This is a genomic window from Tahibacter caeni (assembly GCF_024609805.1).
Lineage (GTDB): Bacteria > Pseudomonadota > Gammaproteobacteria > Xanthomonadales > Rhodanobacteraceae > Tahibacter > Tahibacter caeni.
On sequence record NZ_JANFVR010000036.1, the window covers coordinates 1 to 26,002 of the forward strand.

The following is a 26,002-nucleotide window of genomic DNA, read 5'->3' on the forward strand; positions in this document are numbered from 1 at the left end:
CGCCCTGCGCAGCGCTTCGGCCTGGCTGGCCGCCATCGACGACGGCGGTTTCCTGACCGGCGCGAGCGCCTGGCTGCTGTCGCCGGCCGGCCTGCCGATCGTGGCCGCGCTCGCGCTCACGCTGTACCGGCAATTGCGCGGCGCCGCCGCGGCGACGCGCGCCGGCGATGCGGCGCCGAGCTGACGATCGCCGCGCATGCGCCGCACCTCTCCCGCCGCAATCTTCCCTGTTTCCCCGGCCCGTCCATGAACAACGCCAAGCGCCACGAAATTTTCCGCCGTCTGCGCGAGCTCGATCCGAAACCGACGACCGAGCTCGACTACACGACGCCGTTCGAGCTGCTGGTCGCGGTGACCTTGTCGGCGCAGGCCACCGACGTCGGCGTGAACAAGGCCACGCGCAAGCTGTTTCCGGTCGCCAACACGCCGCAGGCCATCCTCGCGCTCGGCGAGGAAGGTCTCAAAAAGTACATTTCCACGATCGGCCTCTACAACGCCAAGGCCAGGAACGTCATCGCGACCTGCCGCATCCTCGTCGAGCAGTACGGCGGCGTGGTGCCGCGCACGCGCGAGGCGCTCGAAGCGCTGCCCGGGGTCGGCCGCAAGACGGCCAACGTCGTGCTGAATACCGCGTTCGGTCAGCCGACGATCGCCGTCGACACGCACATCTTCCGTGTCGCGAACCGCACCGGCCTGGCCAAGGGCAAGACCGTGCGCGCGGTCGAGGACAAGCTCGAAAAGACTGTGCCCGCCGAGTTCAAGCAGGACGCCCATCACTGGCTGATCCTGCACGGCCGCTATGTCTGCAAGGCGCGCAAGCCGGCCTGCCCGGTCTGCGTGATACGCGATCTCTGCGAGTACCCGGACAAGACGCCCGAAACGGAAACGGCATAAGCACACTACCTCTGCTAACTTCGACCGTCGCCGCGCGGATGCTGCAATCGGGTCGTCTTTTCGCCCTACAGGACCACCGATGACATCGCGCGTTTCCGCCGCCCGCCCCCTGCCCGTGCTCGCCGCCGCCGTCGCCGCGCTGTTCGCCGCGCCGGCGCAGGCCTACGACCTGCTCAACGACTGGCCGACCCGGTTCAAGACCGCTTCCGGCATCGAGTACGGCGTGCGCGGCACCATCCAGTACGACACCAACCGGTTCTCCGACGACACCCTGCCGAACGGCCAGGAACGCTTCGACGATCTGCAGACCTGGCGGCGCAAGGAAACCTACCTCTATGCGCGCAAGAACGGCGTCTGGGAGCTGGCGGCCGGCTACGACTTCCAGTCGCATCTCTGGGTCGACGCGTACTTCCGCCTGTTCAACAAGAAAGCCGGCGATTTCCGCCTCGGCCAGTTCAAGACGCCGGTCGGCTTCGAGGAAGGCGCGACAGGCTCGGGTTCGACGACCTTCCTCGAACGGGCGCTGCCGGTGCAGGCCGTGAACCAGGGCCGCCGCGTCGGCCTGGACTGGACCTACGAGCGCCTGCCGGGCTGGCTGCTCAACGCGGCCGTGTTCAACGGCGGCGATCTGAACGGCGACAACGACGGCACGACCTGGGCCGCGCGCGTGGTGTTCAATCCGGTCAGGAACGAGACGACCGTCGTGCATCTGGGCGTGGCCGCCTCGGTCGAGGACCGCGACGACGAAATCGCGCGCATCCGCGCGCGCCCCGAGGCGAACCTGAGCGCGATCCGCCTGATCGACACGGGCAATCTCGCCGGCACCGAGCGCATCCGCCGCACCGGCCTCGAAGGCGCCTGGGCGCAGGGACCGTTCTCGCTGCAGGGCGAATACCTGACCATAGCCGCGGCGCGGCATACGGCGCGCGACTTCAGCGGCGACGGCGCCTATCTCTACGGCAGCTGGGTGCTGACCGGCGAATCGCGGCCGTACAAGAGCGGCGCATTCGGCAACGTCAAGCCGAAGAACGACTACGGCGCGGTCGAAGTCGGCCTGCGCTACTCCACGCTGGATTTGAACGACGGCCTCGTCGCCGGCGGCAAGCAGCACGACTGGACGCTGGGCCTGAACTGGTACCTCGGCCAGCACTTCAAACTGCAGGCCAACTACATCCGCGCGTTCAGCGACAAGGGCACGCTCGCGCTGGACCCGAAAGTCACCGAGCTGCGCGCACAAGTATCCTTCTGAGCAACGTCCGCCGTATCGCTTCGGCGCCCCTCTGCTGGTTTTCGCAATCCGCGCCGAACGCTCGCTGCGCGGGCGTCCGGAACGATCGGAGCCTGCAGTTCCGGCTATAGCGCTTCACCCTCTCGACGCCGGGCGCTCCGACAGCACGAAGCCGGTCCTCGACATGCCGCGTCGATGATGACCCCGGACCCGACGCAAGTCGTTCCGCCGGCTCTGATTCGTCCGCTCATCTCATATTGCCGCCGCCCCAGTGTCCGCCGCAGGGGCATCGAACGACCGCCCTGATCGACGGAGCCTCGGCAGCGACGACGATCCCGCGCAGCGCAGCGACCACGCCCGTCCGTCGCGAGACGACACCCGACAGACCGAGGCCGGCCCTCCCGGGCCGATGTTGCGAATCCGCTCGGTACTGACCGGCTTGCGCCCGGCCGAATCCGGCTCGCGCCGGAACGAAGTAGAGTCGCCTTCCGGCGGCGCCGCCGCCGTTCCACCATGGCCGGCGTCGCATGTTCTTAACTGCCATGTCGGTATGAAAGAATTCGCCGTTGCATCCGGTCTGGTAGTCCGAACTGAAGCGTTGCACTGCAGCAATTGCAGCCGTGCGGCGCTCAGCGCGTAGTCAACGCGCCATCGCGTACGGAGGGCAGAACCTTGCAATCGCAGGTTCTCCGCCGCGGGGCGCGTCACCGCTGCTCACGCAGCAGTTACCCCTGCGGGCCCAGGCCCGTCAATCCACGGAGAACTTGCAATGTCCACCAAGATCGCGAAACCGCTGACGCTCGCTCTCGGCACCGCTTTCATCGGCACGATGTCGCTCGCGCAGATGGCCAGCGCCGACACGGCGTTCCAGCTCAACCAGCTCGCCAGCGGCTACATGACCACCGGCTTCGGCGAAGGCAAGTGCGGCGAAGGCAAGTGCGGCATGGACAAGATGGACACGAACAAGGACGGCCAAGTGTCCAAGGCCGAGTTCGACGCCGCCAAGGGCGAACATTTCGACAAGCTCGACACCGACAAGAACGGTTCGATCAGCAAGGCCGAAATGGACGCCGCGCACAAGGGCAAGGAAGGCAAGTGCGGCGAAGGCAAGTGCGGCGGCGACAAGGCCAAGGCCAAGGCGAAGGAAGGCTCCTGCGGCGGCGACAAGAAGGGCAAGGAAGGCTCTTGCGGCGGCGAGAAGAAGGGCAAGGAAGGTTCCTGCGGCGGCCAGGCCTGAGCGGAACCGGCATGAGTCCGCGCCAACTTCCCTGCGGTGCGGGTCTCGGCCTGCGGCGGGCCCTGCTGGGCCCGCTCGCCGAACACGGTTTTCCGGCCGCCGGCGCCACGCCGGCGGCCATCGATTTCTTCGAGATCGCGCCGGAAAACTGGATCAACGTCGGCGGCTCGCTGGGCCGCCAGCTGCGCAGCTACACCGAACGCCATCCGTTCGTCTGCCATGGCCTGAGCCTGAGTCTCGGCGGCCCCGCTCCGCTGGACGAAACCTTGGTCGTGAAGATCCGCCGCCTGCTCGACGCGCACGGCATCGCGCTGTATAGCGAGCACCTGTCCTACTGCTCCGACGACGGTCATCTCTACGACCTGATGCCGATTCCGTTCACGCGCGCAGCGGTCGACTGGGTGGCCGCGCGCATACGGCGCACGCAGGATCTGCTCGGACGGCGCATCGCGATCGAGAACGTCTCCTACTACGCCGCGCCCGGACGCGAGATGGACGAGGCGGACTTCGTGCGCGAAGTGCTGCTCGCGGCCGACTGCGAGCTGCTGCTCGACGTCAACAACATCCACGTCAACAGCGTGAACCACGGCTACGACGCCGAGGCCTTTCTGGATTCGATGCCGGGCGAGCGCATCGCCTATTACCACATCGCCGGCCACTACGACGAAGAGCCCGGCCTCAAGGTCGACACCCACGGCGCGGCCGTGATCGATCCGGTCTGGGCCCTGCTCGAGCGCGCCTATGCGCGCTTCGGCACGCGGCCGACCCTGCTCGAACGCGATTTCAATTTTCCGCCGCTGGGCGAACTCGTCGCGGAACTCGACCAGATCCGCGCGCTGCAGCGGCGCCACGCGCCGGCCGGACGCCATGCCGCGCACGGCTGAGCTGCACGCGCTGCAGCGCGACTTCGCCGCGTGCATCCGCGATCCGGCGCGCGACGAACTGCCGCCCGGCGTCGCGTCGCGGCGCATGCAGGTCTACCGCGAACTGTTCTTCAACAACGTCGAAGGCCTGCTGTCGAGCAACTTCCCGGTCATCCGCACGCTGTACGCGGAGGCCGACTGGAACGCGCTGGTCGCCGCGTTCCTGCACGACCATCGCGCGCAGACGCCGCTGTTTCCCGAGATCGGCCGCGAGTTCCTGCGCTGGCTCGAACAGCGCCGCGAGGACGGCCGCGACGACGCGCCGTTCCTGCTCGAACTCGCGCACTACGAATGGGCCGAACTCGCGCTCGCGCTCGACGAGCACGAGATCGCCGCGATCGCGCACGACGTGGACGGCGACGTCGTCAGCCATGTGCCGGTACTCTCGCCGCTGGCCTGGGTGCTCGGCTACCGGTTTCCGGTGCAGCGCATCGGCGCCGATTTCCGTCCGGCCGAGGCGCCGGCCGAGCCGACCCTGCTGCTGCTGATCCGCGACCGCCGCGACGAGGTCAGCTTCCTCGAGATCAATGCGCTGACGGCCGCGCTGATCGAACGCCTGCAGGCGAATACGCAGGCGAGCGGCGCCGACGTCGTCGCCGCGCTGCTGGCCGAGGTCGCACCGGCCAACGCCGCGGCGCTGCAGTCCGCCGGTGAAGCGATCCTGCGCGACCTGCAGGCCCGCGACGCCTTGCTCGGCACGCAGCCGACCTGAAAGAAAAAACGCGCACCGGCGACCGTGCGCGACGAAAGCGAATGCCGCGACGGCCGGTCTCCTGGCCATCACCCCAGCGGCTGCCGAAATGTCCACTATTGCACACCTGATCAACGTACGGAATGCGCTGACCTCCCGCCTGCAGGCCGCCGCCGAAGTCGTTCCGCCGGCCGTGCTGCGCCTGGTCATGGGCTGGGAGTTCTGGGAATCCGGCCTCGAAAAACTGCACGGCGACAACTGGTTCGCCGACATCCGGCAGAAGTTTCCGTGGCCGTTCGACGTGCTGCCCGTGGATCTGTCGTGGACCGTCGCGACCGGCTTCGAGCTCGCCGGCGCGGTGATGCTCTGGCTCGGCCTCGGCACGCGCTTCTTCGCGTTCTCGCTGATGTTCCTGACCTTCGTCGCGACGGCCGCGGTGCATTGGCCCGACATGTGGAGCATGTGGAGCGACCTGCTCGCCGGCTATGCGATCAGCGACGGCGGCCACGGCAACTTCAAGCTGCCGCTGCTGTTCGTCGTCATGCTGCTGCCGCTGATCTTCGGCGGCGCCGGCAAGCTCAGTCTCGATCACCTGCTCGCGCGCGCGTCCGGCGCACCGGCGCTGCAGCCCCAGGCCGACCTGTTCGCCGCGGCGCTCGCCGCCGCCGTGCTCGGCCTGCCCTTCCTGATGCTGATACCGGTCTTCGGCCTGGTCCTGCTCGCGCTGGCCGTGGTGCTCGCCGCGATCGCCGTCGTGCGCCGGCGCCGCGGCTGAACGTCCGGTCAGCTCCGGCCATGGGCGGCGCCGACCGCATCCGGTATCCTGCCGCCATGTCCGAATCCGCCCCCGTCAATTACGCCCAGCGTTTCCGCGGCTTCCTGCCGGTCGTCGTCGACGTGGAAACCGGCGGCTTCGATTCCGAGCGTGACGCATTGCTCGAAATCGCCGCCGTGGTGATCCGCATGGACGCCGAAGGCTGGCTGCATCCGGAACCGGCCGTATCGACTCACGTCGTGCCGTTTCCGGGAGCGAACATCGACCCGCGCGCGCTCGAAATCACCGGCATCGACCCGACGCATCCGTTCCGCGCCGCGCTCGACGAGAAGGAGGCGCTGGACCACATCTTCCGGCCCGTGCGCAAGGCGATGCGCGAAGCCGACTGCCAGCGCGCGATCCTCGTCGGCCACAACGCCTCGTTCGACCTGAGCTTCCTCAACGCCGCGATCCGGCGTACCGGACACAAGCGCAGCCCGTTCCACCTGTTCAGCTGCTTCGACACCGCCACCCTGGCCGGCCTCGCCTACGGCCAGACCGTGCTGTCCAAGGCCGTCACCGCGGCCGGCTTCGAATGGAACAGCAACGAGGCGCACTCGGCCGTCTACGACACCGAGCAGACCGCGCGGCTGTTCTGCAGCATCGTCAACCGCTGGAAGGCCATGGACGACCTGTACCGCCGCGAGACCGGGGCGAACGCCGGTGTCGCCGCATGAGCGGCGCCGCGGCCGCCCCGGCTTGAACGCCGCGCGCCGCGCCCTCATCCTGCCGGTTCGACGTCCGCACGCCCTCACATGCCGATCTACGAATACATCGCCCAGCAAAACGGCTGCGCCCGCTGCGCGACCGGTTTCGACCTGCTGCAGAAGCTCGACGACGCCGAGCTGCAGGCCTGTCCCGACTGCGGCGCGCCGGTGCGGCGCAAGATCTCCGCGCCGAACACGATCATCGGCAACAGCCACCTGACCAGCGAAGGCCATGCGGCCAAGCACGGCTTCACCCAGTACCGCCGCGCCGGCGGCGGTGTCTATGAGAAGACCGCCGGCCAGGGTCCGGATTTCATCAGCGGGGATTGAGTTCCGGAAGCGCGCCGTTCGCGGGGCGGCTTCCCCGGCGCCGTCGTCATCGCTGCTCTTGCGGGGATGACGGAAAGCATGCCTGTCCGATCGGACAGGCGCGCAGACTCCCTGCTACGGAGCTTCTTTTGACGTTTCACAAGAAGTGAAATGTCAACAAATCCCGCGCCCTGTCTTCCGCGAGCAGGGAACGTTCGCGGCTTCGCGGCCGGCCGCCGAAAGCCGCGCATGGCACCTGTCGCCCCGCCGCGGACAGCGATGACGCGACGACCGCGGATCGCGAGACGGCAGCCACCCGGCGACGAGCCGACGTCACGCAGCGGCGAAGCTGCTCGCGCAGCGCCGCGGCATCAGGCGATGCCGAGCCCTTCCATCGCGGCGATCGACTGCGGATCGAAACCGGCGAGCTGGGTGAACGCGCGGCCGCGGTCGGCGTAGTCGCGGAACTGGTCGAAGCTCGGCGCGCCGGGCGACAGCAACACGACGCCGCCGGGCGGAGTCCATTCGCGCGCGAGCGCGACGGCTTCGGCGAGTGCAATGCAGCGGCCGAGGCGGTAAGCCGGGCCTGCCGCCTCGAGCTGGCGCGCGATGCGCGTGCCGCTGTTGCCGAGGCAGATCACCGCGTGCGGCGGCCGGTGCTGTACGTGGCGCACGAAATCGCTCCAGTCCAGGCCGCGGTCGAAGCCGCCGACGAGTACGCTGACGGCGCGGCCGTCGAGACTGCGCAGCGCTTCTATCGTCGCCTGCGGCGTGGTCGAGATGCTGTCGTTGATCCAGCTCACTCCGGCCTGCGTGCCGAGCGTCTGCAGACGATGCGGCAGCGGCCGGAAATCGCGCGCGGCCGGCAGCGCGGCGCGCGCGTCGAGACCCAGAGCCTCGATCACGCTGAGCGCGGCGCAGAGATTCAGGCCGTTATGTTCGCCGGCCAGCGGCAGTTCGCGCAGCGCGAACAGGCATTCGCCGCCGCGCCAGACGTGGCCTTCGGCCAGATGCCAGCCGGCGGTCGTGCCGAACACGCGGCGCTGCGCGTGCGCGGCGGTCGCCGCGAGCAGCGCCTGCTGCTGGCCGTTGACGACGAGAATAGCCGCGCGGTCGGCCAGCCGGAGCTTGTCGGCGACGTAGCGCTCGCGCGAGCCGTGCCAGTCCAGATGTTCCTCGTAGAGGTTGTTGATCAGGCCGATGTCGACGCGGCCGACCTCGCCGGTCTGGAAACTCGACAGCTCCACGACCCAGCAGTCCACGGTGTCGGGCGCATCGAGCAGCTCCAGCAACGGCAGGCCGATGTTGCCGGCCAGCGCGACGCGCTGGCCGAGCCCGCGCAGCAGGTGCGCGATCAGCGCGCTGCTCGTGCTCTTGCCCTTGGTGCCGGTCACGCCGACGACGCGCGCGAGCGGGTTTTCGCCGAACCACAGCGCAGTGGCCGAGGTGAACCGCACGCCGGCCGCCCGCGCCTCGACGATGGCCGGCAGATACGCGCTGATGCCGGGCGACTTGACCACGACGTCGAAACCCCAGAGCAGGCCCGCGTACGGCTCGGTCGTGACGTAATCCAGGGTGTCCGCGTGGAACGGGCGCGCCTGTTCCGCTTCGGCTTCGCTGCAGATCAGGCTGACGCGCTGGCCCGGCAGGCGCCGGCGCAGCGCGGCCAACGTTGCGCGGCCTTCGCGACCGTAGCCCCAGACCGCGACGCGCTTGCCGTCGAGATCAGCGAAACGCATCGAGCACTCCGGCCAGCCGCGGCGGCAGGCCGTGCGGGCCTTCGGGACGCAGCAGCGGCTCGAGCGCGAGCCCGGCCGCGTCGAGCTGCGGCAGCACGACGTCGCGGAAGCGCGCCACGAGCGCGTCCTCGCGCCATTCGGGCCGCTGGCTCAGCGCGTACAGCGCCGCGCGCGACTCGCGTCCCTCGCCGACGCATTCGAACGGCTTGTGTTCGCGGAACTCGAGCAGCGCGTCGAAGCCCTGCTGCTGGCTCTCGTCGTCGAGCAGGTTGCGGCCGAAGATCGCGAGCAGGCGCGGCTTCGGCACGAACGGCGCGAGCGCGAGGAACACGAAGTGGCATTTGGGACATTGCCCGCACCAGCGGTCGGCCGGACGCGGCCCGAGGATACGGAAGTTTCGGTTGCAGCTCGAGAACACCGCGTCGTAGCGCGACTCGCGCGCGAACAGGCGCGTGACGGCGAGCTCCGACAGCGGCCGCAGCAGCGAGCAGTAGTTCAGGTCGGCGGCGACGTGGCTGCGCAGCCAGGCGGCGAGCGTGCGCTCGAATTCCCAGCCCTTGCTCCACTGGTGGTTCACCGCCTGGCCGGCGTATTCGAGCGTCGCGCTCGAGGCCGAGCGCTCGTTGGAGAACGCGATCGTGTCGTAGCCGTAGAGCAGCGCCGCGACGACGAGGATGGCCGAGTTGATCGCCGTGACCGGAATGTGCCCGTTCCAGGCGCCGGCCTTGTTGTACTCGAACAGTTCCGGCGCGAGCTGGCGGCGCAGGTTCAGGCCCGGCAATCCGGTCGTGACGACGCAGGCGGCGATCAGCGGCGAGTTGCCGACCCAGACCGCCGTCGCGCTCTCGCCGTGCCGCTTGAGCAGCTCGACCGAGACCAGCGAGTCCTTGCCGCCGCCGATCGGCAGCAGGCTGCGCGCCGGCAGGTCCAGCGCCGCGGCCGGCGTGTGCGTGCCGGCGCGCGGAAAACGGATGTGTTCGCGCAGGTCCAGGCCGTTCTGGTAGGCGAATTCGCCGAGGCCGTGCAGATACAGCGTGTCGAGCAGCTGCGCGGTTTCCGCGTCGGGAGCGACCCCGTCGACGGCGATGCGGCGCGGCACGCCGGCCTTGTAGTAGCTGATGCCGGCGACGAAATGCAGCAGCCGCAGCGCCGCTGCGAACGCGGCCTCGCGCCCGGCCGGCAGTTCCGGCGCATCGGGAAAGCCGATGCGCTCCACCAGTTCCGGACCGTCGTCGAAGGCGTAGACCAGCCGCGCCTCGCCGTCGGCGTAGTCGGCGCGGACGAAGCGGAAAGTCGCGGCTTGACGCGGATCAGGCAGAGACACGACGAAGCTCCTGGCAAAACGAAAACGGACCGTGGCGGCCGACGGCGACGGCGCGGTGCGGCGCGGTCGACGTATCGGAAAAATCACCGCCGCACCGGACGGCCGGTCCGATCGCGGCCGCGCATTGTACGTGCGGCGGACGCGACTCCGCCGCGGTGCATCCCGGTCCCGCGCCGCGCTGCGGTTTCCGGCCCGGATCAGCCTGCACGCGCCAGCTCCCGGCCCTGCAGACGGTTGACGAGCACGCCGACCGCCATCGTCAGCGGCGCGCTGATCCAGCCGACGAATATCACGGAGATCAGCACGATGAACGGTGCCCCCTGAAAGACGCCGGCCGTAGTGATGCCCGTGCCCATCAGCCCGATGATCAGCAGGCACGCCGGCGCGAACAGCACGTGAGTCAGCGCGGCCATGCCGAAGCCCGTGGCCAGCGGCACCAGCCAGCGCGAATCCGTGCGCAGCAGCAGCGGCGCGCCGAGCGCGGCGGCGATCTGCGCAGCCAGCACGGCCGCCGAGGTGAAGAAGGCGAAGCTGCGCACGTCATCGGCCGTCGCGAGGAATCTGCCGCCTTCGAGCACGAGCAGCGAGCCGGCGACCGCCGCGAGCGGCAACACCAGCGCCGCCAGATGCAGTACGAGCCGCGGGCGCATCAGATCACCGACTCCGCGGCCGGTTCGCGCAGGTTGTAGCGCGACGCCATCGTCGCGCCGTAGGCGCCGGCCTGGGCGATCAGGATCACGTCGCCTTCGCGACATCCAGGCAGTCGCCGGTTCGAGCCGAGCACGTCGCCGGATTCGCAGATCGGGCCGACGACCTGGTACAGCGTGTCGGCGGGCTCGTCCAGCCGCGTCAGGTTGACGATTTCGTGCCAGGCCTCGTACAGCGCCGGGCGGATCAGCGAGTTCATGCCGGTGTCGACGCCGACGTAGCAGTAGTCGCCCTTGCGCTTGGTCTGGGTCACGCGCGCGAGCAGCACGCCGGCCTCGGCGACGAGATAGCGGCCGGGTTCCATCCAGAGTTCGAACTGCGGATAGGCCTGCTTGATCTCGGTCAGGCAGGCGTCGAGCGCGGCCAGGTCCAGCACGGCCTCGTCGGCGCGCGCCGGCACGCCGAGGCCGCCGCCGATGTTGATCGCCTCGATCCGCGTGAAGCGCTGCGCGAGCGCGGCGAGCTGGGCGTAGACCTCGCGCCAGTGCTGCGCGTCGAGGATGCCCGAGCCCAGGTGCGCATGCAGGCCGACGACGGCGACGTCGTGGCGCCGCGCGAGCTGGCGGAACTCCTCGATCTGGTCGAGGCTGAGGCCGAACTTGGAACCGGCGCCGCCGGTGCGGACCTTGTCGTGATGGCCGCGGCCGGCGCCGAGGTCGACGCGCAGCAGGATCTCGCGGCCGCGGAAGGTCTCGCCCCAGTGCTGCAGCGGATGCAGGTTGTCCAGGGTCACGCGCGCGCCGCGCGCGAAGGCCGCGGCGTATTCGGCCCGGGGAGCGAAGTTCGGCGTGAACAGCAGGCGTTCGGACGGCACGAGGGTCGCGGCGAGTTCGAGCTCGGCCGGCGACACGCATTCGAGACCGAGGCCGGCTTCGGCGATGACCTGCAGCAGCTCGGGCCGGCTGTTGGCCTTCAGCGCATAGAACCAGCGGTCCGGCGCGGCCAGCGCGCGCAGCCGGCGCGCGCGTTCGCGCACGGTGGCCAGGTCGTAGACGTAGCGCGGCGTGGACTGGGCCGCGAGCGCCAGCAGGTCGTCGCGGCGCTGCTGCCACCACGGCGTTTCATGGCCGGGCGCGGCGCTCGCATAGAGCTCGCTCCAGGCCGGGCCGAACACGGCCGGATCCTCCGCGCGCAGCGCCTCGCTCTTGACCAGGGCCGCATGCAGGGTCGGCACGAGGCCGTCGGCGGCGGCCTCGTCGACGACGATGGTCAGGTTCAGGTTGTTCGACGACTGCGACACCAGATGCACGCGCAGCAGGTCGAACTCGGCCAGCACGCCGGCCAGCCGCGGCAGCAGCGAGCGCATGCCGCGGCCGACGAGCGTGATGGCCGCGCACGGCGCGATGACCTTGACCCGGCAGACCTCCGCGAGATCCGCCGCGAGCGCCGACAGCACGTCGGAATTGACGAGATTCTCGGACGGGTCCAGCGACACGGTCACGTTGGTCTCGGCCGAGCCGATCAGGTCGATCGACAGGCCGTGGCGCTTGAAGCGCTCGAACACGTCGGCGAGGAAGCCGACCTGCTGCCACATGCCGATCGACTCCATCGAGATCAGGGTGATGCCGCGGCGTTCGCTGACCGCCTTGACGCTCGGCGCGGCCGCGGCGACGGTCGCGCCGATCTCGGTGCCGGCCAGCTCGGGCCGGTTGGTGTCGCGTACGGCCAGCGGCACCTGCGCCTCCCGCACGGGGTTGAGGCAGCGTGGGTGTAATACCTTGGCGCCCGTAGTGGCAATTTCCTGCGCTTCCTCGTAATCCAGCCGCGACAGCAGCCGCGCGGCCGGCACGATGCGCGGATTGGCCGAGAACATGCCGGCGACGTCGGTCCAGATTTCGACCTTTTCGGCCTTGAGCAGCGCGCCGAAATACGCCGCCGAGGTGTCCGAGCCGCCGCGGCCGAGGATCACCGTCTCGCCGTCGGCGTTGCGCGCCATGAAGCCCTGGCTGATGAAGACGTCGGCGTGGGCGGCCAGCGCGGCGGCCAGTGCCGGGTCGGGCGCGGTCGGCACCGAGGCCGACAGGTAGCAGCCCCAGGCGGTCTGGTTCGGCATGGCCTGTGCCAGCAGGTGTTCGCGCGCGTCGAGCCAGCGCGTCGCGAGTCCCTGCGCGGTCAGGTAAGCCTGGCCCAGGGTCGAGGACAGCTGCTCGCCGAGCGCGAGCACCTCGGCCTGCCAGGGCAGATCGCCGGTCTCGGCGCGCGCGTCGACGGCCAGCGCGGTCAGCCGGTCCAGCCAGTACTGCAGCGGCGCGCGCTCGGTCAGGCCGAGCTCGGCGAACATGGCCTCGTGGCGCGCGACGATCTCGGCGCGCAGCGCCTCGCGCCGGGACCGGTCGCCGCCGGCCTCGGCGATCGCTTTGAGTTTGTCCGTGATTCCCGACAGCGCCGACACGACGATCAGCACGCGTTTTCCGCGCGCATGCCAGTCGTTGGCGATGCGGCGGATGGTGTCCCAACGGGGACGCGTGGAGACGCTGGTGCCGCCGAACTTGACGACGACCCAGCCGGCATGCGCGCCAGGCGCAGTAGCGAGGGAATTCACACCGTTCCTTTGAATTCGGGGGAGCGCCGCGGAACCGCAGCGCGCCAGATTCTTTCCGCGGCCGCAGCAGAACGCAACGAAACGGCCATGGCGAGGCGGAATAAGGGCGCCGCGCGGGCGGCCGGCCCCAGGCGGTCGTCCGGCCGGCGCGGCTAGGATGGCGCGACCTTCCGGGGAACGAACCGCCATGCAATCGATACTGCTGACTTCGCTCGCGCTGCTGACCGGCAACGCCGCCGCGGCAACGGCCTGGCAGCGGCTGGACGCGCCGGATCTCGCGACGGTGCTCAATCACCGCGCCGCCGTCGCGATGCAGCGCATCCGCGTCGACGCGGCGGCATTGCACGAGGCCGACGCGCTGGATCTGCCGCTGCCGGGCGGCGGCACGGCGCGCATGAACGTGCTCGCGCGGGAACGGCGCGCCGGCGGCGATCTCTGGCTGCTCGGCAGCCTGGCCGGCGAGGCCACGGCCCAGGTCAGCCTGAGCCTGACCGGCGGCTATCTCGGCGGTCTGATCAGCGCCCCCGGGGGCAACTACGAAATCACGACCCTGGCCGACGGCAGCCAGGTCGTCGTGGCCCTGAACCAGGACGCGTTTCCCGAGTGCGCGACCGGCGTGGCCGAACGCGTGACCCCGCCGGCCACCGCCGGCGTCGCGGCGCCGGCCGTCGCCCCGCCGGACAAGACCGACGTGCTGATCGTGTTCTCGCCGCAGGCGCAGACCGCGCTCGGCGGCATCGATCCGGTGCGCGCGTTCGCCCAGTCGGCCGTCGACAGCGCGAACCTGGCGTTCCGCAACAGCGACATGACCACGCGCTTCCGTCTCGCGGGCTTCCGCGTGACCACGCGCAACGAGGCCGGCGACAGCGGCACCGACCTGAGCTGGCTGCAGGCCGACGCGGAAGTCGCCGGCTGGCGCGACCAGGTCGGCGCCGATCTCGTGTCGCTGATCATCGAGAGCATGCCCGACGCCTGCGGCCGCGGCTACGTGCAGTCCTCGCCGGGCGCGGGCTTCGCGCCGTTCGCGGTGCAGGTCACCGCACGCGGCTGCGCGGTCGGCAACCTGAGCTGGGCGCACGAGCACGGCCACAACATGGGCATGGGCCACAACATGGGCATGGGCCACGACCCGGGCAACGGCAACGGCGCGTACGCCTGGTCGTTCGGCCACATCGTCGACGGCTCCTTCCGCACGGTCATGGCCTACGCGACGAACTGCCCGGCCGGCTGCACGCGGCGCCCGCATTTCTCCAACCCGGCGGTCAGCTACGCCGGCGCGCCGACCGGCATCGTCGACCAGCGCGACAACCACCGCACCGGCAACCAGACCGCCGACATCGTGGCGAACTTCCGCGCCAGCGACATCCTGTTCCTCGACGGCTTCCAGCCCGCGCCCTGAGGGCGGCGCCGGCGGAGCAGACCGGTCAAAACGCGGCGATGTACGGCTGCCGAAGTTCGCCGTACATCGCCGCCGCACGCCGCCGCGGGGTGACGGCGTACGCCGTACTCATTCGAAGCCGTTGCAGAAGATGGAATCCTGCGGCATGCCCTTGACCCCCGGATGCGCCGCCATGTAGGCCGCGATCTGCGCCTGCGAGTAGTTGCGCATGTGGAAGATGGCCAGGCTGTCGATGCCCGGAACCTCGCCGGTCACGATGTAGCAGCCGGAGATCTCGTTGGCGTCGGCGCTGAACGTGATCTGGCCGCTGGCGTCGGTCACGGCGACGATGACGCGGCCGCTCTCCGTGCCCGCATGCAGGGTCGCGCTGGCGCCTTCGGCCGGCGCGGTCAGGGTCACGAGCGTGTCGGGCACCGGGTCGCCGTTCTGGTCGCGCACGATCGCGGTCAGCGACTGCGGGAACGGCTGGCCCACCGGCGCCGACTGCGAGCCGCCGCCGGACACGGTCAGCGTGGAATTGCCCGACGGGATCGTGGTTTCGGCCAGGCGCACGTTGCTGAAGCTCACGCTGTCGACCAGCGACGCGGTCAGCAGGCCCTGCGGCCGGTCGAACAGCTGCAGGCCCAGCGGGGCGGCCGCGACCGTGGCCGTGTCGTGGTACATCTGCACGCGGACCGTGCTCGCGCCGAGCAGGTCGGCACGCAGCGGACCGGCCGCCGCCGTGTCGCTGGAGATCAGGGTCGACGCGCCCGCATGCAGCGAGACGCCGACGCCGGCCGCCGAGATCAGGCCGATGTCGAGCAGGCCGCTGGCGTCCATGTCCACGATCGTCGTGTAGCGCTTGTTCGACTGGACGTTGTTGCTCAGGGTCTGGCCGAAATGCCCGCCGTTGTTGACGATGCCGACCGCGTTGATGCCGAGCAGTCCCGAGATCGTCGCGGTCTGCAGCGACGGGCTGATCGCGAGAGTCGGCGGCACGAGCAGGGTGAGCACGCCGTTGTAGGTCCCGGTCCAGGGACCGCTGCCGATCAGCACGTTCGTGCCCGAGGCGCCGATCACGCCGCCGCCGACGCTGCCGGCGTTGCCCAGCGCGGAAAAGTCTCCATTCGGTACCGTCAGGAAACCGGCATTGGCGATGCCGGCGAAACCGAGTCCGGCGACGAGGGAAACGCAGAGGGAACGGAGTACGCCGCCACGACGGGCGGCCGCAACGGAACTCCGACGGGATACAGACTGAATCAAGGTGTTCATAGTGTCCTCCGGCTAAGGCGAGCACACGGGTGTGGCTCGCCGACTCTGGAACTCCGCCGGGCGGCAGCCGCGAGCTCCACGGTCGTGAAGGCTGGCCCGGGCGGCATTCGTCGTACGGTCGACAAATGACGCACTGTGGACACTATTGCTCATTTGAAAAATCTACAATCTATAACCTCTCCCGAAGATCACCTCGTGTTTCATAAACCTCACTTATGAGGTGAGTGCCAACCTGCCGAGAAAATACGGGTTTCTACCTACCCTTCCGGCCGAATCCTCCAAAAACCACCGTACCGTCGACGACGGTTACCTCAACCCGGTCCAGGGGAATCCCTCTCGCAGGAATCGCAAACGGATCGTCCTTCAATACGGTGAAGTCGGCTCGGCGGCCGACGGCGATCGCGCCGAGCTGCGATTCAGCAAATTCCGCAAACGCGGCGCCGGCGGAGAAGCCGCGCACGGCCTCGGCCAGCGACAGCCGCTGCGCCGGCAGCCATCCCTGACGCGGCTTGCCGGCCAGGTCCTGGCGCGTGACGGCGGCATACAGGCCGAGCAGCGGACTGACCTGCTCGACCGGAAAATCCGAACCCAGCGCGAGCGGCACACCGGCGTCGACGAAGCGCCGCCAGGCATAGGCGCCGGCCAGGCGTTCGCGGCCCAGACGCGCCTGCGCCCAGGGCATGTCGCTGGTCGCGTGCGTCGGCTGCATCGACGCGATCACGCGCAGTTGCGCGAAGCGGGCGATGTCGGCGGGATCGACGATCTGCGCGTGCTCGACACGCCAGCGGTGATCGCCCGACGCGGCGTCGCCGAGCACCTGGGCGTAGGTGTCCAGCACGAGGCGGTTGCCGCGGTCGCCGATCGCATGCGTGGCGACCTGCACGCCGCAGCCCTTGGCCTTCGCGGCGATGCGGCGGAACTCCTCCGGTGCGGTCACGAACAGGCCGCGGTTGCCGGGATCGTCGCTGTAGTCGGCGTTCAGCGCGGCGCCGCGGCTGCCGAGCGCGCCGTCGACGTAGAGCTTGACCGCGCGCATCTGCAGGCGGCCGCCCGCATGGGCGTAGAGGCCGTCGCGGCACAGCGCGTCGAGCGCGGCGCCGTCGGCGTCGGCCATGGCATAGATGCGCAGCGGCAGCCGGCCGGTGTCGGCGAGCCCGCGCAGCACCAGCAGGTCGTCGCGGCTGACGCCGGCATCGTGCACGCCGGTCAGGCCGTTGGCGACGAGGACCGCGAACGCCAGTTCGTAGGCCTTGCGCTTCAGCGCCGCATCGGGTTTGGGCATGACCGCCTCGGGCAGATCCATCGCGCCGTCGACGAACACGCCGGTGGGCTTGCCGTCGCGGCGCTCGATGCGGCCGCCGTCGGGCTGCCAGTCGCCGTCGAGATCGCGCGCGATGCGGCGCAGCGCTGCCGAGTTGACCCAGGCCGCATGGCCGTCGACGCGGCTCAGATAGACCGGCTGCTGCGGAAACGCCGCGTCGAGATCGGCCGCCGTCGGGAAGGCCTTTTCCGGCCAGTCGTTCTGGTCCCAGCCGCGGCCGACCAGCCAGGCGTCGGCCGGCATGACGGTCGCCTGCTTGCGCAGGCGCCCGATGATCTCGGCCTTGGAGCGCGTGCCGCGCAGATCGGCGTTCAGCAGCGACAGGCCCAGGCCGAGCACGTGCCCGTGGGCGTCGATGAGTCCCGGCAGCACGGTCCTGCCGCCGGCGTCGATGCGCTGCGCGTCGGCGAACTGCGCGCCCAGCGCCGCATCCGTGCCGACGCCGACGATGCGGCCGGATGTGTCCCAGGCCACGGCTTCGGCCATTCCGCCCTGCGCATGCACGCGGGCATGGGTCAGCAGCGTCGTCTTCTGCGCCGCCGCGGGTTGCATGCCGCCCAGCGCCAGCAGCAGCACCGCCAGGATCGTCCGCATCGTCGTGTCCTCGTCGGGAAAAATCTGCCGCACTCTGGCGAGGAGCCCGATGACGCGCAAGCCGCTGCGCAGCATCGCGGCATATGCAAATGGCCAGACGTCCGCGGCGCGCGGATTGCCAAGCCGCAGCGGCTCGCCCATGCTGCGCCACCTTCCCAGGGGACAACCATGTCCGACTCCGGCAACCCCGGCTACGCCCGCCGCCTCGGCGTTCTCGACGCGACCATGGTCGTCGTCGGCGGCATCATCGGTTCGGGCATTTTCCTGAATCCGGCCGTCGTCGCGCAGCGCAGCGAGTCGCCGGGCATGGTCATGCTGGCCTGGAGCGTCGGCGGCGTATTCGCGCTGGCCGGCGCCTTCATCTACGCCGAACTCGGCGCGCGCCGCCCGCAGGCCGGCGGCGGCTACGTCTACCTGCGCGAGTCCTACGGGCCGCTGATCGCGTTCCTGTTCGGCTGGATCATGCTGCTCGTGAACTATTCGGGCTCGATCGCGGCCGTGTCGATGACGTTCGCGACCTACTTCTGCCAGGTCGCCGGCCTGAACCCGGCCGCGATCAAGCCGGTCGCCATCGGCGCGATCCTGCTGCTGGCCGGCATCAACTTTTTCGGCATACGCGCCGGCGCGCTCGTGCAGAACCTCGCCACCGCTCTGAAGCTGCTCGCGGTCGTCGCCGTGGTCGTGGCCGGACTGGTGTTCAGCGGCGTCGCCGCCGAGCCGCCGCCGGCGGTGGCCGCGACCGGCGCCGGCAGCTTCGGCAGCGCGCTGCTGCCCGTGCTGTTCGCCTACAGCGGCTGGTTCTACGTCAACAACATCGCCGGCGAGATCCGAGATCCGCAGCGCAGCATCCCGCGCGCGCTGGTGCTCGGCATGCTGACCTGCACGGCGTGCTATCTGCTCGCGAACTACGCCTACCTGCACGTGCTCGGCCAGGCCGGCCTGGCCGCGAGCACGGCGCCGGCCGCCGAACTCATGCAGCGCGCGTTCGGCAGCACCGGCGCGGTGCTGATCGCCGCCGGCATCGCGATCTCCACGTTCGGCTTCTGCAACATCGCGATCCTCGGCGGCTCGCGCATGTTCCAGGTCATGGGCGCCGACGGCGTGTTCTTCCGCGCCGCCGCGCATCTGCATCCGACCTACCGCTCGCCCGACATCGCGCTGGCCGCGCTCGCGCTGTGGTCGGCGCTGCTCGTGCTCAGCGGCAACTACGGCCAGCTGCTCGACTATTCGACGATCGGCGACTGGATCGGCAGCGCGATGGTCGCGGCGACCCTGTTCCACTACCGCCGCCGCGAGAACGCGCAGGACGTGTTCCGCGCGCCGCTGCATCCGCTGCTGCCGCTCGGCTTCATCGCCGCGGTCGCGTTCGTCGTGATCTCCAGCGCACTGGCCCAGCCCCGGCAGACCCTGATCGGCCTGGCCATCATCGCGAGCGGCGTGCCGGCCTATTACCTCTGGCGCCGCGCCTACGCGCCGCGCTGAAAGCGTTCCACCGCGTTGCGCCCGGCCGTCGGCGCGCCCGCCGGGCCCCGCCCCTGTTCGCTCCTGTCCGCTGCTGCGACAATCCTGCCCTGCACTGCGGAGATCTACATGCCTCAAGCCAATGCCAAGGTCGACAAGGAAGCCGCCGTTCCGGCGGCGGCGCCGGCACCGATCGAGCTGACCATCAACGGCGAGACCTTCCGCCACACCGGCGCGCCCGACATGCCGCTGCTGTGGTACCTGCGCGACGTGCTGCGCCTGACCGGCAGCAAGTTCGGCTGTGGCGTCGGCCAATGCGGCGCCTGCACCGTGCACGTCGGCGGCAAGGCGCAGCGCTCCTGCCTGCTGCCGATGAGCGCGCTGTCGGGACAGGCGGTCACGACGATCGAAGGCCTGGCCAGCGGCGACGACCTGCATGCGGTGCAGCAGGCCTGGATCGAGGAAGACGTGCCGCAGTGCGGCTACTGCCAGGCCGGCCAGATCATGGCGACCGTCGACCTGCTCAAGCGCAAGGCGCAGCCGAGCGACGCCGACATCGGTCAGCTGACCAACCTCTGCCGCTGCGGCACGTATCCGCGCATCCGCAAGGCGGTCAAGCGCGCGGCGCAGCTCCTGGCCGAGGCCAAGGCCGCCGAAGCCAAGGCCGCCGATCCGAAGGCCCGCGCGAACGACGGCAAGTCCAGCGAGGCCACGTCATGAGCGGCCTGACCCGTCGCCGGTTCATCAGCGTCATGCTCAGCGCGAGCGGCGCGCTCGTCGTCGGCCTGCGCCATGCCGAAGCCGCCGCGCTGCCCAACGTGCCGATGGACCTGCTCGGCGAACCGCTGACGTCGCTCGGCGCGTTCGTGCGCATCGAGCGCAACAACCGCGTCGTAATCGGCGCGCGCGGTTGCGAGATCGGCCAGGGCGTCATGACGTCGCTGCCGATGCTGATCGCCGAGGAACTCGACGCCGACTGGAGCCGCGTGCGCGTCGAGCAGCTGCCGTACGGCTACGAGCTCGGCCCCGACGGCCCGACCAACCGCTACGGCCCTCAGGGCGCCGGCGGCAGTACCAGCATCACCGACGGCTGGAAGGACCTGCGCCAGGCCGGCGCGGTCGCGCGCTGGCTGCTCGTCGAAGCGGCCGCGCAGCACTGGCAGCTGCCGCACGAACGCCTCGACACCGAGGCCGGGCACGTCGTCCATCCCGACGGCACGCGCCTGCCGTACGCGGAGCTCGTCGAGCGCGCGGCCGGCATCCTGCCGCCGGCCGAACCGGTGCCGCTGAAGAAGCCCGACCAGTTCCGCGTGATCGGCAAGCCGGCGCGCACCGTCGACGCGCGCGCGATCGTCACGGGCCGCGCGACGTTCGGCATCGACAGCTACCTCGGCGGCGCGCTGGTCGCCGTGATGATGCGCTGTCCGCACCTGGACGGCAGCGTCGAATCCGTCGACGACGCCGATACGCGCAAGGTCCAGGGCGTGCGCGAGGTGTTCGTCATCGACGGACCGGTGCCGGGTTCCTCGTTCGACACGAACCTCGCCGCCGGCGTCGCCGTCGTCGCCGACAACACCTGGGCCGCGCTGAAGGGACGCAACGCGCTGAAGGTCAGCTGGAAACCCGGTCCCTGGGCCGAGGAATCCAGCGCCCGGCTCGAAGCCCAGGCCGCCGAGGCGCTCAAGGGCGACGGCGTGGTCGTGCGCAGCGACGGCGACATGGCTGCCGCGCGCAAGACCGCCAAGCGCACGCTCGAAGCGCGCTACCAGGTGCCGTTCCTCGCGCACGCGACCATGGAACCGCCGCATGCGCTGATCAAGCTCGAACCCGACCGCGCGCTGTTCATCGGCGCGCTGCAGAATCCCGACGGCGCTTCCCGCGTCATCGCCGACCTGACCGGACTGCCGCGCGAGAAGATCGAGATCCGCATGACCCGCGCCGGCGGCGGATTCGGCCGCCGGCTCGAGAACGACTACGTCGCCGAAGCCGTCATGATCGCGAAGAAGGCCGGCAAGCCGATCAAGCTGTTCTGGACCCGCGACGACGACCTCGCCCACGACTTCTACCGCCCCTACGGCCTGCACCAGCTCAGCGCGACCGTGGACCGCAGGAACCAGATCACCGGCTTCGCGCATCTTTGCGCCGCGACCTCGCTGAACTACCGCATCGCGCGCAAGAAGGATCGCCCGCCCGGCGCCGGCTGCCTCGAAGCCGACGACTTTCCTGCCGGCCTCGTGCCGAATCTCGACAAGCGCTTCTTCTCGCTGGAATCCGGCCTGCCGCGCGGCCCGTGGCGCGCGCCGCTGCACACGTTCCATGCGTTCTCCGTGCAGAGCTTCATCGACGAGCTCGCGATCGAGACCAAGCAGGACGCCGTCGAGCTGCGACTGAAGCTGCTCGGCGAAGCGCGCGAGCTCGACTACGCCGGCCACGGCGGGCCGAAGTTCGACACCGGCCGCCTGGCCGCGGTGCTGACGCGCTGCGCCGAGGCGATCGAGTGGAAGCGCAAGCGCACCGACGGCCGCGGCGTCGGCATCGCCTGCCATTTCACGTTCGGCGGCTACGCGGCGCATGCGTTCGAGGTCTCGGTCGAAGGACGGGATCTGCGCATCCATCGCGCGATCTGCGTCGTCGACGTCGGCCGCGTCGTCAATCCGCTCGGCGTCGACGCGATGATGGTCGGCGGCACCATCGACGGCATCTCCACGGCGCTGAATCTCGCGATCACGCTGAAGGACGGCCAGGTGCAGCAGTCGAGCTTCGGCGACTATCCCGTGGGCCGCATGGCGCAGATGCCGAACGAGGTCGAAGTCATCGTGCTGCCGAGCGAACGCGAGCCCTCGGGCGCCGGCGAAATGGGCATCCCGAGCGTCGCGCCCGCGCTGGCCAACGCGATCTACGCGGCGACCACCGTGCGCGTGCGCAAGCTGCCGATACTGCCCGAGCTCAATCGGCGGCTCTGAGCCGTCGGGCGGGTCGCGCATCGCCAGGTCCCGCGACGCCGCGCGGGCCCCGGCAGCGCGGTGTCGGCGGTTCTTCGCAATGACGGCATCGCGACGTCGCGGTTCGCCTTCGATTCACCGGCATCTGCGGGCCGCACAAGTTGCGGCGAGCGCGGCGAACCGCATCATCGAGGCCCTTCGGTCGCGAAGAAAAACCTCCGAAGCGTTCGTGCCGGTCGCCTCAGCCGGCAATTTCCAGCGCGTCGGCGAGCAGCCCCTGCGCGGTGACGTCGGCGCCGGCACCCGGACCGACGACGACGAGCGGGCGCTCACGATAGCGTTCGGTCGTGAACGCGAACAGGTTGTCGGCCCCGGCCAGCGCGGCGCAGGGATGGTCGCGGCCGACCGCGCGCAGACCGACGCGGGCGCGACCGCTGGTGTCCAGCGACGCGAGGTAGCGCAGCACCTTGCCCTGCGCGGCGGCCTCGTCGTGGCGGCGCGCGATGACGTCGTCGAGCTCGTCGAGCCGGCCGAGGAACGCGGCGCTGTCGAGCTGCGCCAGATGCGCGGCGACGAGGCCCTCCACCTCGACCTCGGACTCGTCGAGCTCCAGGCCGGCGGTGCGTGCGAGGATCAGCAGCTTGCGCGCGACGTCGGCGCCGGACAGGTCGGCGCGCGGATCCGGTTCGGTATAGCCGCGCTCGCGTGCTTCCTGCAGCAGGGCCGAGAACGGCTGCGTGCCGTCGTAGCAGTTGAACAGGAACGACAGCGATCCCGACAGCACGCCGTCGAGCGCGACGAGACGGTCGCCGCTGCGGCGCAGGCGGCGCAGGCTGGCCAGCGCCGGCAAGCCGGCGCCGACCGTCGCGCTGTCGCCGTAGTGCGCACCGCTCTGGCCGCGCGCGCGCTGCAGCTCGTGCCAGTCGGGCAGGCGTCCGCCCTGGGCCAGCTTGTTCGCGGTCACGACGTGCAGGCCCTGGCCGAGCCAGCGCGCATGGCGCTGCGCCACCACGGCGGCCGGCGTCGCATCGATGACGATGCGTTCGCGCGCGTCCGTGGCCCACAAGGTTGCGGCGACCGCATCGAGGTCCGCGCGCGGCGCGGCGTCGAGCCGTTCGAGCAGCGGCGGCGCGATACCGGCCGTATCGAACAGGCCGTGGCGCGTGTTGGCGACGCCGACCAGGCGCAATGGCCGTCGGCGCGCCGCCGTCTCGTCGAGCAGGCGCAGCAGCGCGCCGCCGACGAGGCCCGTGCCGAGCACGACGATCGCCGTACCGGCCGCCGCGCTGCGCAGCGCCGGCGCGATCGCCAGGGCCGCTGCGCTCATGCGCGGATCCTCTGTTTGGCCGCGGCCGCGGCTTCGGCGCGCGCGAGGCCGGCGCTCACGTCGGCGAGCAGATCGGCCGCGTCCTCGATGCCGACCGACAGGCGCAGCAGATTGTCGGCGATGCCGGCGGCGCGGCGCGCCTCGGGCGCCATCGCGGCATGGGTCATCGACGCCGGATGCGCGACCAGGCTCTCGACTCCGCCCAGCGATTCGGCCAGCGAGAAACACCGGAGCCCCTCCAGGAACGCGGCGATGCCGTTCTCGGCGGCGGCCAGCTCGAAGCTCAGCATCGCGCCGAAGCCGCTCTGCTGGCGCGCGGCCAGCGCATGGCCCGGATGATCGGCCAGGCCCGGGTAGTAGACGCGCGCGACGGCCGGATGCGCTGCCAGCAGCTCGGCCAGCGCCGCGGCGTTCTCCTGGTGCGCACGCAGGCGAGGGCCGAGCGTGCGCAGGCCGCGCAAGGTCAGGAAGCTGTCGAACGGCGCGCCGGTCAGGCCGATGCAGTTGGCCCACCAGGCCAGCTGCTGCGCGACGGCGGCGTCCTTGGCGATCACGGCGCCGCCGACCACGTCGCTGTGGCCGTTGATGTACTTGGTCGTCGAGTGCACGACGATGTCGGCGCCGAGCGCGATCGGCTGTTGCAGCGCCGGGGACAGGAAGGTGTTGTCGACGACGACGAGCGCGCCGGCCGCATGCGAGGCCTGGGCGACGTGGCGCACGTCGGTGATGCGCAGCAGCGGGTTCGACGGCGTCTCGACCCAGACCAGGGACGGCGCGCCGGCCAGCGCGTCGGCCAGCGCGAGCGGATCGGTGAGGTTGACGAAGCGGACCTGGAAGCGGCCCTTCTTCTGCCAGGCGTCGAGCAGGCGCCAGGTGCCGCCGTAGCAGTCGTGCGCGGCGATCACCGTGCCGCCGGCCGGAACCAGTTCGAGCACCAGCGCGACGGCGGCCATGCCGCTGGCCGTGACCACAGCGCCGGCGCCGAGCTCGAGCTCGGCCAGCGCGTCGCCGAGCAGGTCGCGCGTGGGATTGCCGCTGCGCGAATAGTCGTAGGCGCGCTTCTTGCCGAAGCCGGCGAACGTGTAGTTCGTCGACAGATGCAGCGCCGGCACCACGGCTCCATGCTGGGTGTCGGATTCGATGCCGGCGCGGACGGCGCGGGTCGTGGCGGTCAGGTCGCTCATGAGGTTGGTCCTTGCGTTCAACAACGGGAAAGCGCGTCGGCAACCAGCGCGGAGACGCGGCCGGTTTCCTTGAGGAAGGCGTCGTGGCCGTAGCGCGAGTCGATCTCGTGATAGCGCGCCGCGGCGCCGAGCTCGCCGGCCAGCGTGCGCAGGTCCGCGCTCGGCACCAGGCGGTCGCTGCTGACCGCGACGAGGTCGCAGGGCACGCCGACCTGCACCGCGTCGACGCGGTGCAGGTCGATGGATTCGGACAGGCTCAGGTAGCGCGCCGCATCGAAGCGCGCGACGAACTTGCGCCCGGCGGCGCCGAGGTAGTCCTCGACCGGAAAATGGAAGCGGCCGTCGCGGAATTCGGGCGCCGCGTCGAAGCGCTCGGCGAATTCGTCGGCGCCGCGGTAGGTCGTCATCGCGAGCTGGCGCGCGAGCGCCAGCGCGCCGTCGACGTCGCCGCGTTCGATGCCGCCGCGGACGATCTCGCGCTGGATCGCGCGCAGCGCGGTCGCCAGCGGATGCGCGCGGTGGGCGCCGCTGATCGCGACGAGACGGCCGAGCCGGTCCGCATGCCGCGCGGCGAACGCGAGCCCGACCATCGCGCCGTAGGAAGAACCGACGAAGGCCCGCACGCGGACGATGCCGAGCAGGTCGAGCAGGGCGGCCAGCGCGTCGGCCTGGTCCTCGCTGGACACCGCGCAGACGCCGTCGAGGTCGGCCGCCGCGAGCCAGTCGATGCTGAGCACGCGGCAGCGCTCCAGGTCGATCGCGGCGCCGCGGCCGACGAGGTCGTCCCACCAGCCGGCGGCGTCGCCGACGCTGCAGACCTTGCGTGTCGCCGAGATGCCGCCCTGGACGATGACCGTCGGCGCGCCGGCCGCGCCGTGCCAGAAATAGCGCACGGCGGCATCGACGGCCGCCGAGCCGTACTTGGGCTGCAGGTGCACGACGGCCTCGCCGTGCACGGTCGTCACGATCGGCGCCGCAGCGATGATCGGCGCGGACGCCGGCACGGGCTCGTAGGCGTAGGCGGCCGCGTCGACGGCGGCGAGAGAACTGGCGCTGCTGAGGCTCATGCGATTCTCCGGTGCTCGTGATCGAGTTCCCCGGAGCAACCGCGACAGGTCGCGACGGACGCCCGCGCGGCGGACGTCTGCGGCTACCCATCTCTCGGCATGGCGCTGCGCGCCTCCGTAGGAGTTGGCACCGTGCGGTTTCCCGTCGGTTGCCCCGGCTTCCAAGGGCCTTTCCCTCAGCCGGTCTCGATGGATCGTGGGCCGGCACTCTAGTGTCTCCGTCCGCGTCCGTCAATGGACGTTTAGACGTCTAAATGTCCATATGCAAAATCGGACTAACCCGGCGGCGCCGGACGGCGGACGCCGCGGGCGGCGCGCCAGCGGACGCCGCCGCTGCGCA

Annotated in this window: 22 protein-coding genes and 1 riboswitch; of the genes, 13 read left to right on the forward strand and 9 right to left on the reverse strand. The window is 70.5% G+C overall.

The window, feature by feature from the left end; genetic code table 11:
- The 9 genes from NON22_RS05430 to NON22_RS05470 form a co-directional block, all read left to right on the forward strand.
- The coding region (locus NON22_RS05430) for a hypothetical protein (protein WP_257385910.1) at positions 1–184 on the forward strand (184 nt) is incomplete at its 5' end.
- Between the two features lie 62 nt (positions 185–246).
- Positions 247–894, forward strand: a complete 648-nt coding sequence (nth, locus tag NON22_RS05435) for an endonuclease III (RefSeq protein ID WP_257385911.1) — start codon at positions 247–249, stop codon at positions 892–894.
- Positions 895–973: 79 nt separating this feature from the next.
- Positions 974–2,143, forward strand: a complete 1,170-nt coding sequence (locus NON22_RS05440) for an OprO/OprP family phosphate-selective porin (RefSeq protein ID WP_257385912.1) — start codon at positions 974–976, stop codon at positions 2,141–2,143.
- Between the two features lie 748 nt (positions 2,144–2,891).
- Positions 2,892–3,359, forward strand: a complete 468-nt coding sequence (locus NON22_RS05445; protein WP_257385913.1) for an HvfA family oxazolone/thioamide-modified RiPP metallophore — start codon at positions 2,892–2,894, stop codon at positions 3,357–3,359.
- A gap of 11 nt (positions 3,360–3,370) precedes the next feature.
- Entirely contained in the window at positions 3,371–4,243 is an 873-nt protein-coding gene (locus NON22_RS05450) for an HvfB family MNIO-type RiPP peptide maturase (RefSeq protein ID WP_257385915.1), read from the forward strand.
- On the forward strand, positions 4,227–4,994 hold the full coding sequence (locus NON22_RS05455; protein WP_257385916.1) for an HvfC family RiPP maturation protein: 768 nt from the start codon (positions 4,227–4,229) through the stop codon (positions 4,992–4,994). Before NON22_RS05450 ends, NON22_RS05455 begins: the two co-directional genes overlap by 17 nt.
- Positions 4,995–5,082: 88 nt before the next feature.
- On the forward strand, positions 5,083–5,748 hold the full coding sequence (locus NON22_RS05460) for an HvfX family Cu-binding RiPP maturation protein (protein ID WP_257385917.1): 666 nt from the start codon (positions 5,083–5,085) through the stop codon (positions 5,746–5,748).
- 56 nt (positions 5,749–5,804) lie between these two features.
- Positions 5,805–6,464 (forward strand): ribonuclease T, encoded by a 660-nt coding sequence (gene rnt / locus NON22_RS05465; RefSeq protein ID WP_257385918.1) that lies wholly within the window; start codon positions 5,805–5,807, stop codon positions 6,462–6,464.
- Positions 6,465–6,542: 78 nt separating this feature from the next.
- The gene (locus tag NON22_RS05470) at positions 6,543–6,824 is read left to right on the forward strand and encodes an FmdB family zinc ribbon protein (protein WP_257385919.1); all 282 of its coding nucleotides are present in this window, start codon (positions 6,543–6,545) and stop codon (positions 6,822–6,824) included.
- 350 nt (positions 6,825–7,174) lie between these two features.
- Here the strand turns inward: NON22_RS05470 and murD are convergent, their stop codons facing one another.
- The 4 genes from murD to NON22_RS05490 form a co-directional block, all read right to left on the reverse strand.
- Entirely contained in the window at positions 7,175–8,542 is a 1,368-nt protein-coding gene (gene murD / locus NON22_RS05475) for a UDP-N-acetylmuramoyl-L-alanine--D-glutamate ligase (RefSeq protein ID WP_257385920.1), read from the reverse strand.
- Complete coding sequence (gene murL, locus NON22_RS05480; RefSeq protein WP_484600501.1) at positions 8,529–9,866, reverse strand: UDP-N-acetyl-alpha-D-muramoyl-L-alanyl-L-glutamate epimerase; 1,338 nt, start codon at positions 9,864–9,866, stop codon at positions 8,529–8,531. The genes murD and murL overlap by 14 nt, the downstream gene beginning before the upstream one ends.
- 197 nt (positions 9,867–10,063) lie before the next feature.
- Positions 10,064–10,516, reverse strand: coding sequence for a hypothetical protein (locus tag NON22_RS05485; protein WP_257385921.1), 453 nt, complete (start codon positions 10,514–10,516; stop codon positions 10,064–10,066).
- Entirely contained in the window at positions 10,516–13,116 is a 2,601-nt protein-coding gene (locus NON22_RS05490; protein WP_257385922.1) for a bifunctional aspartate kinase/diaminopimelate decarboxylase, read from the reverse strand. Before NON22_RS05490 ends, NON22_RS05485 begins: the two co-directional genes overlap by 1 nt.
- Before the next feature lie 187 nt (positions 13,117–13,303).
- On the opposite strand from NON22_RS05490, the gene NON22_RS05495 reads away from it, so the two are divergent.
- On the forward strand, positions 13,304–14,515 hold the full coding sequence (locus tag NON22_RS05495) for a zinc-dependent metalloprotease (RefSeq protein WP_257385923.1): 1,212 nt from the start codon (positions 13,304–13,306) through the stop codon (positions 14,513–14,515).
- Positions 14,516–14,623: 108 nt separating this feature from the next.
- Here NON22_RS05495 and NON22_RS05500 read toward each other — a convergent pair whose 3' ends face one another.
- Positions 14,624–15,766, reverse strand: a complete 1,143-nt coding sequence (locus NON22_RS05500) for an Ig-like domain-containing protein (protein ID WP_257385924.1) — start codon at positions 15,764–15,766, stop codon at positions 14,624–14,626.
- Positions 15,767–16,019: 253 nt separating this feature from the next.
- Positions 16,020–17,681, reverse strand: coding sequence for an amidohydrolase (locus NON22_RS05505; RefSeq protein ID WP_257385925.1), 1,662 nt, complete (start codon positions 17,679–17,681; stop codon positions 16,020–16,022).
- A gap of 168 nt (positions 17,682–17,849) precedes the next feature.
- Between NON22_RS05505 and NON22_RS05510 the strand changes: the two genes are divergently transcribed.
- From NON22_RS05510 to NON22_RS05520, 3 genes are all read left to right on the forward strand, one after another.
- Complete coding sequence (locus NON22_RS05510) at positions 17,850–19,163, forward strand: APC family permease (RefSeq protein WP_257385927.1); 1,314 nt, start codon at positions 17,850–17,852, stop codon at positions 19,161–19,163.
- A 108-nt stretch (positions 19,164–19,271) separates the two neighbouring features.
- Entirely contained in the window at positions 19,272–19,862 is a 591-nt protein-coding gene (locus tag NON22_RS05515; RefSeq protein ID WP_257385928.1) for a (2Fe-2S)-binding protein, read from the forward strand.
- Positions 19,859–22,105, forward strand: a complete 2,247-nt coding sequence (locus NON22_RS05520) for a xanthine dehydrogenase family protein molybdopterin-binding subunit (RefSeq protein WP_257385929.1) — start codon at positions 19,859–19,861, stop codon at positions 22,103–22,105. Before NON22_RS05515 ends, NON22_RS05520 begins: the two co-directional genes overlap by 4 nt.
- A 220-nt stretch (positions 22,106–22,325) precedes the next feature.
- On the opposite strand, the gene NON22_RS05525 is transcribed toward NON22_RS05520, so the two are convergent.
- Genes NON22_RS05525 through metX form a run of 3 tightly spaced genes read right to left on the reverse strand, consistent with a single transcriptional unit; the run spans position 22,326 to position 25,662 of the window.
- Complete coding sequence (locus NON22_RS05525; protein WP_257385930.1) at positions 22,326–23,411, reverse strand: homoserine dehydrogenase family protein; 1,086 nt, start codon at positions 23,409–23,411, stop codon at positions 22,326–22,328.
- A complete protein-coding gene (metB, locus tag NON22_RS05530; RefSeq protein ID WP_257385931.1) occupies positions 23,408–24,595 on the reverse strand; it encodes a cystathionine gamma-synthase in 1,188 nt (395 codons plus the stop codon). The genes NON22_RS05525 and metB overlap by 4 nt, the downstream gene beginning before the upstream one ends.
- A gap of 17 nt (positions 24,596–24,612) precedes the next feature.
- Positions 24,613–25,662, reverse strand: a complete 1,050-nt coding sequence (metX, locus tag NON22_RS05535) for a homoserine O-succinyltransferase MetX (protein WP_257385932.1) — start codon at positions 25,660–25,662, stop codon at positions 24,613–24,615.
- An 84-nt stretch (positions 25,663–25,746) separates the two neighbouring features.
- A riboswitch (SAM riboswitch) is annotated at positions 25,747–25,858 on the reverse strand.
- Positions 25,859–26,002: the final 144 nt, after the last annotated feature.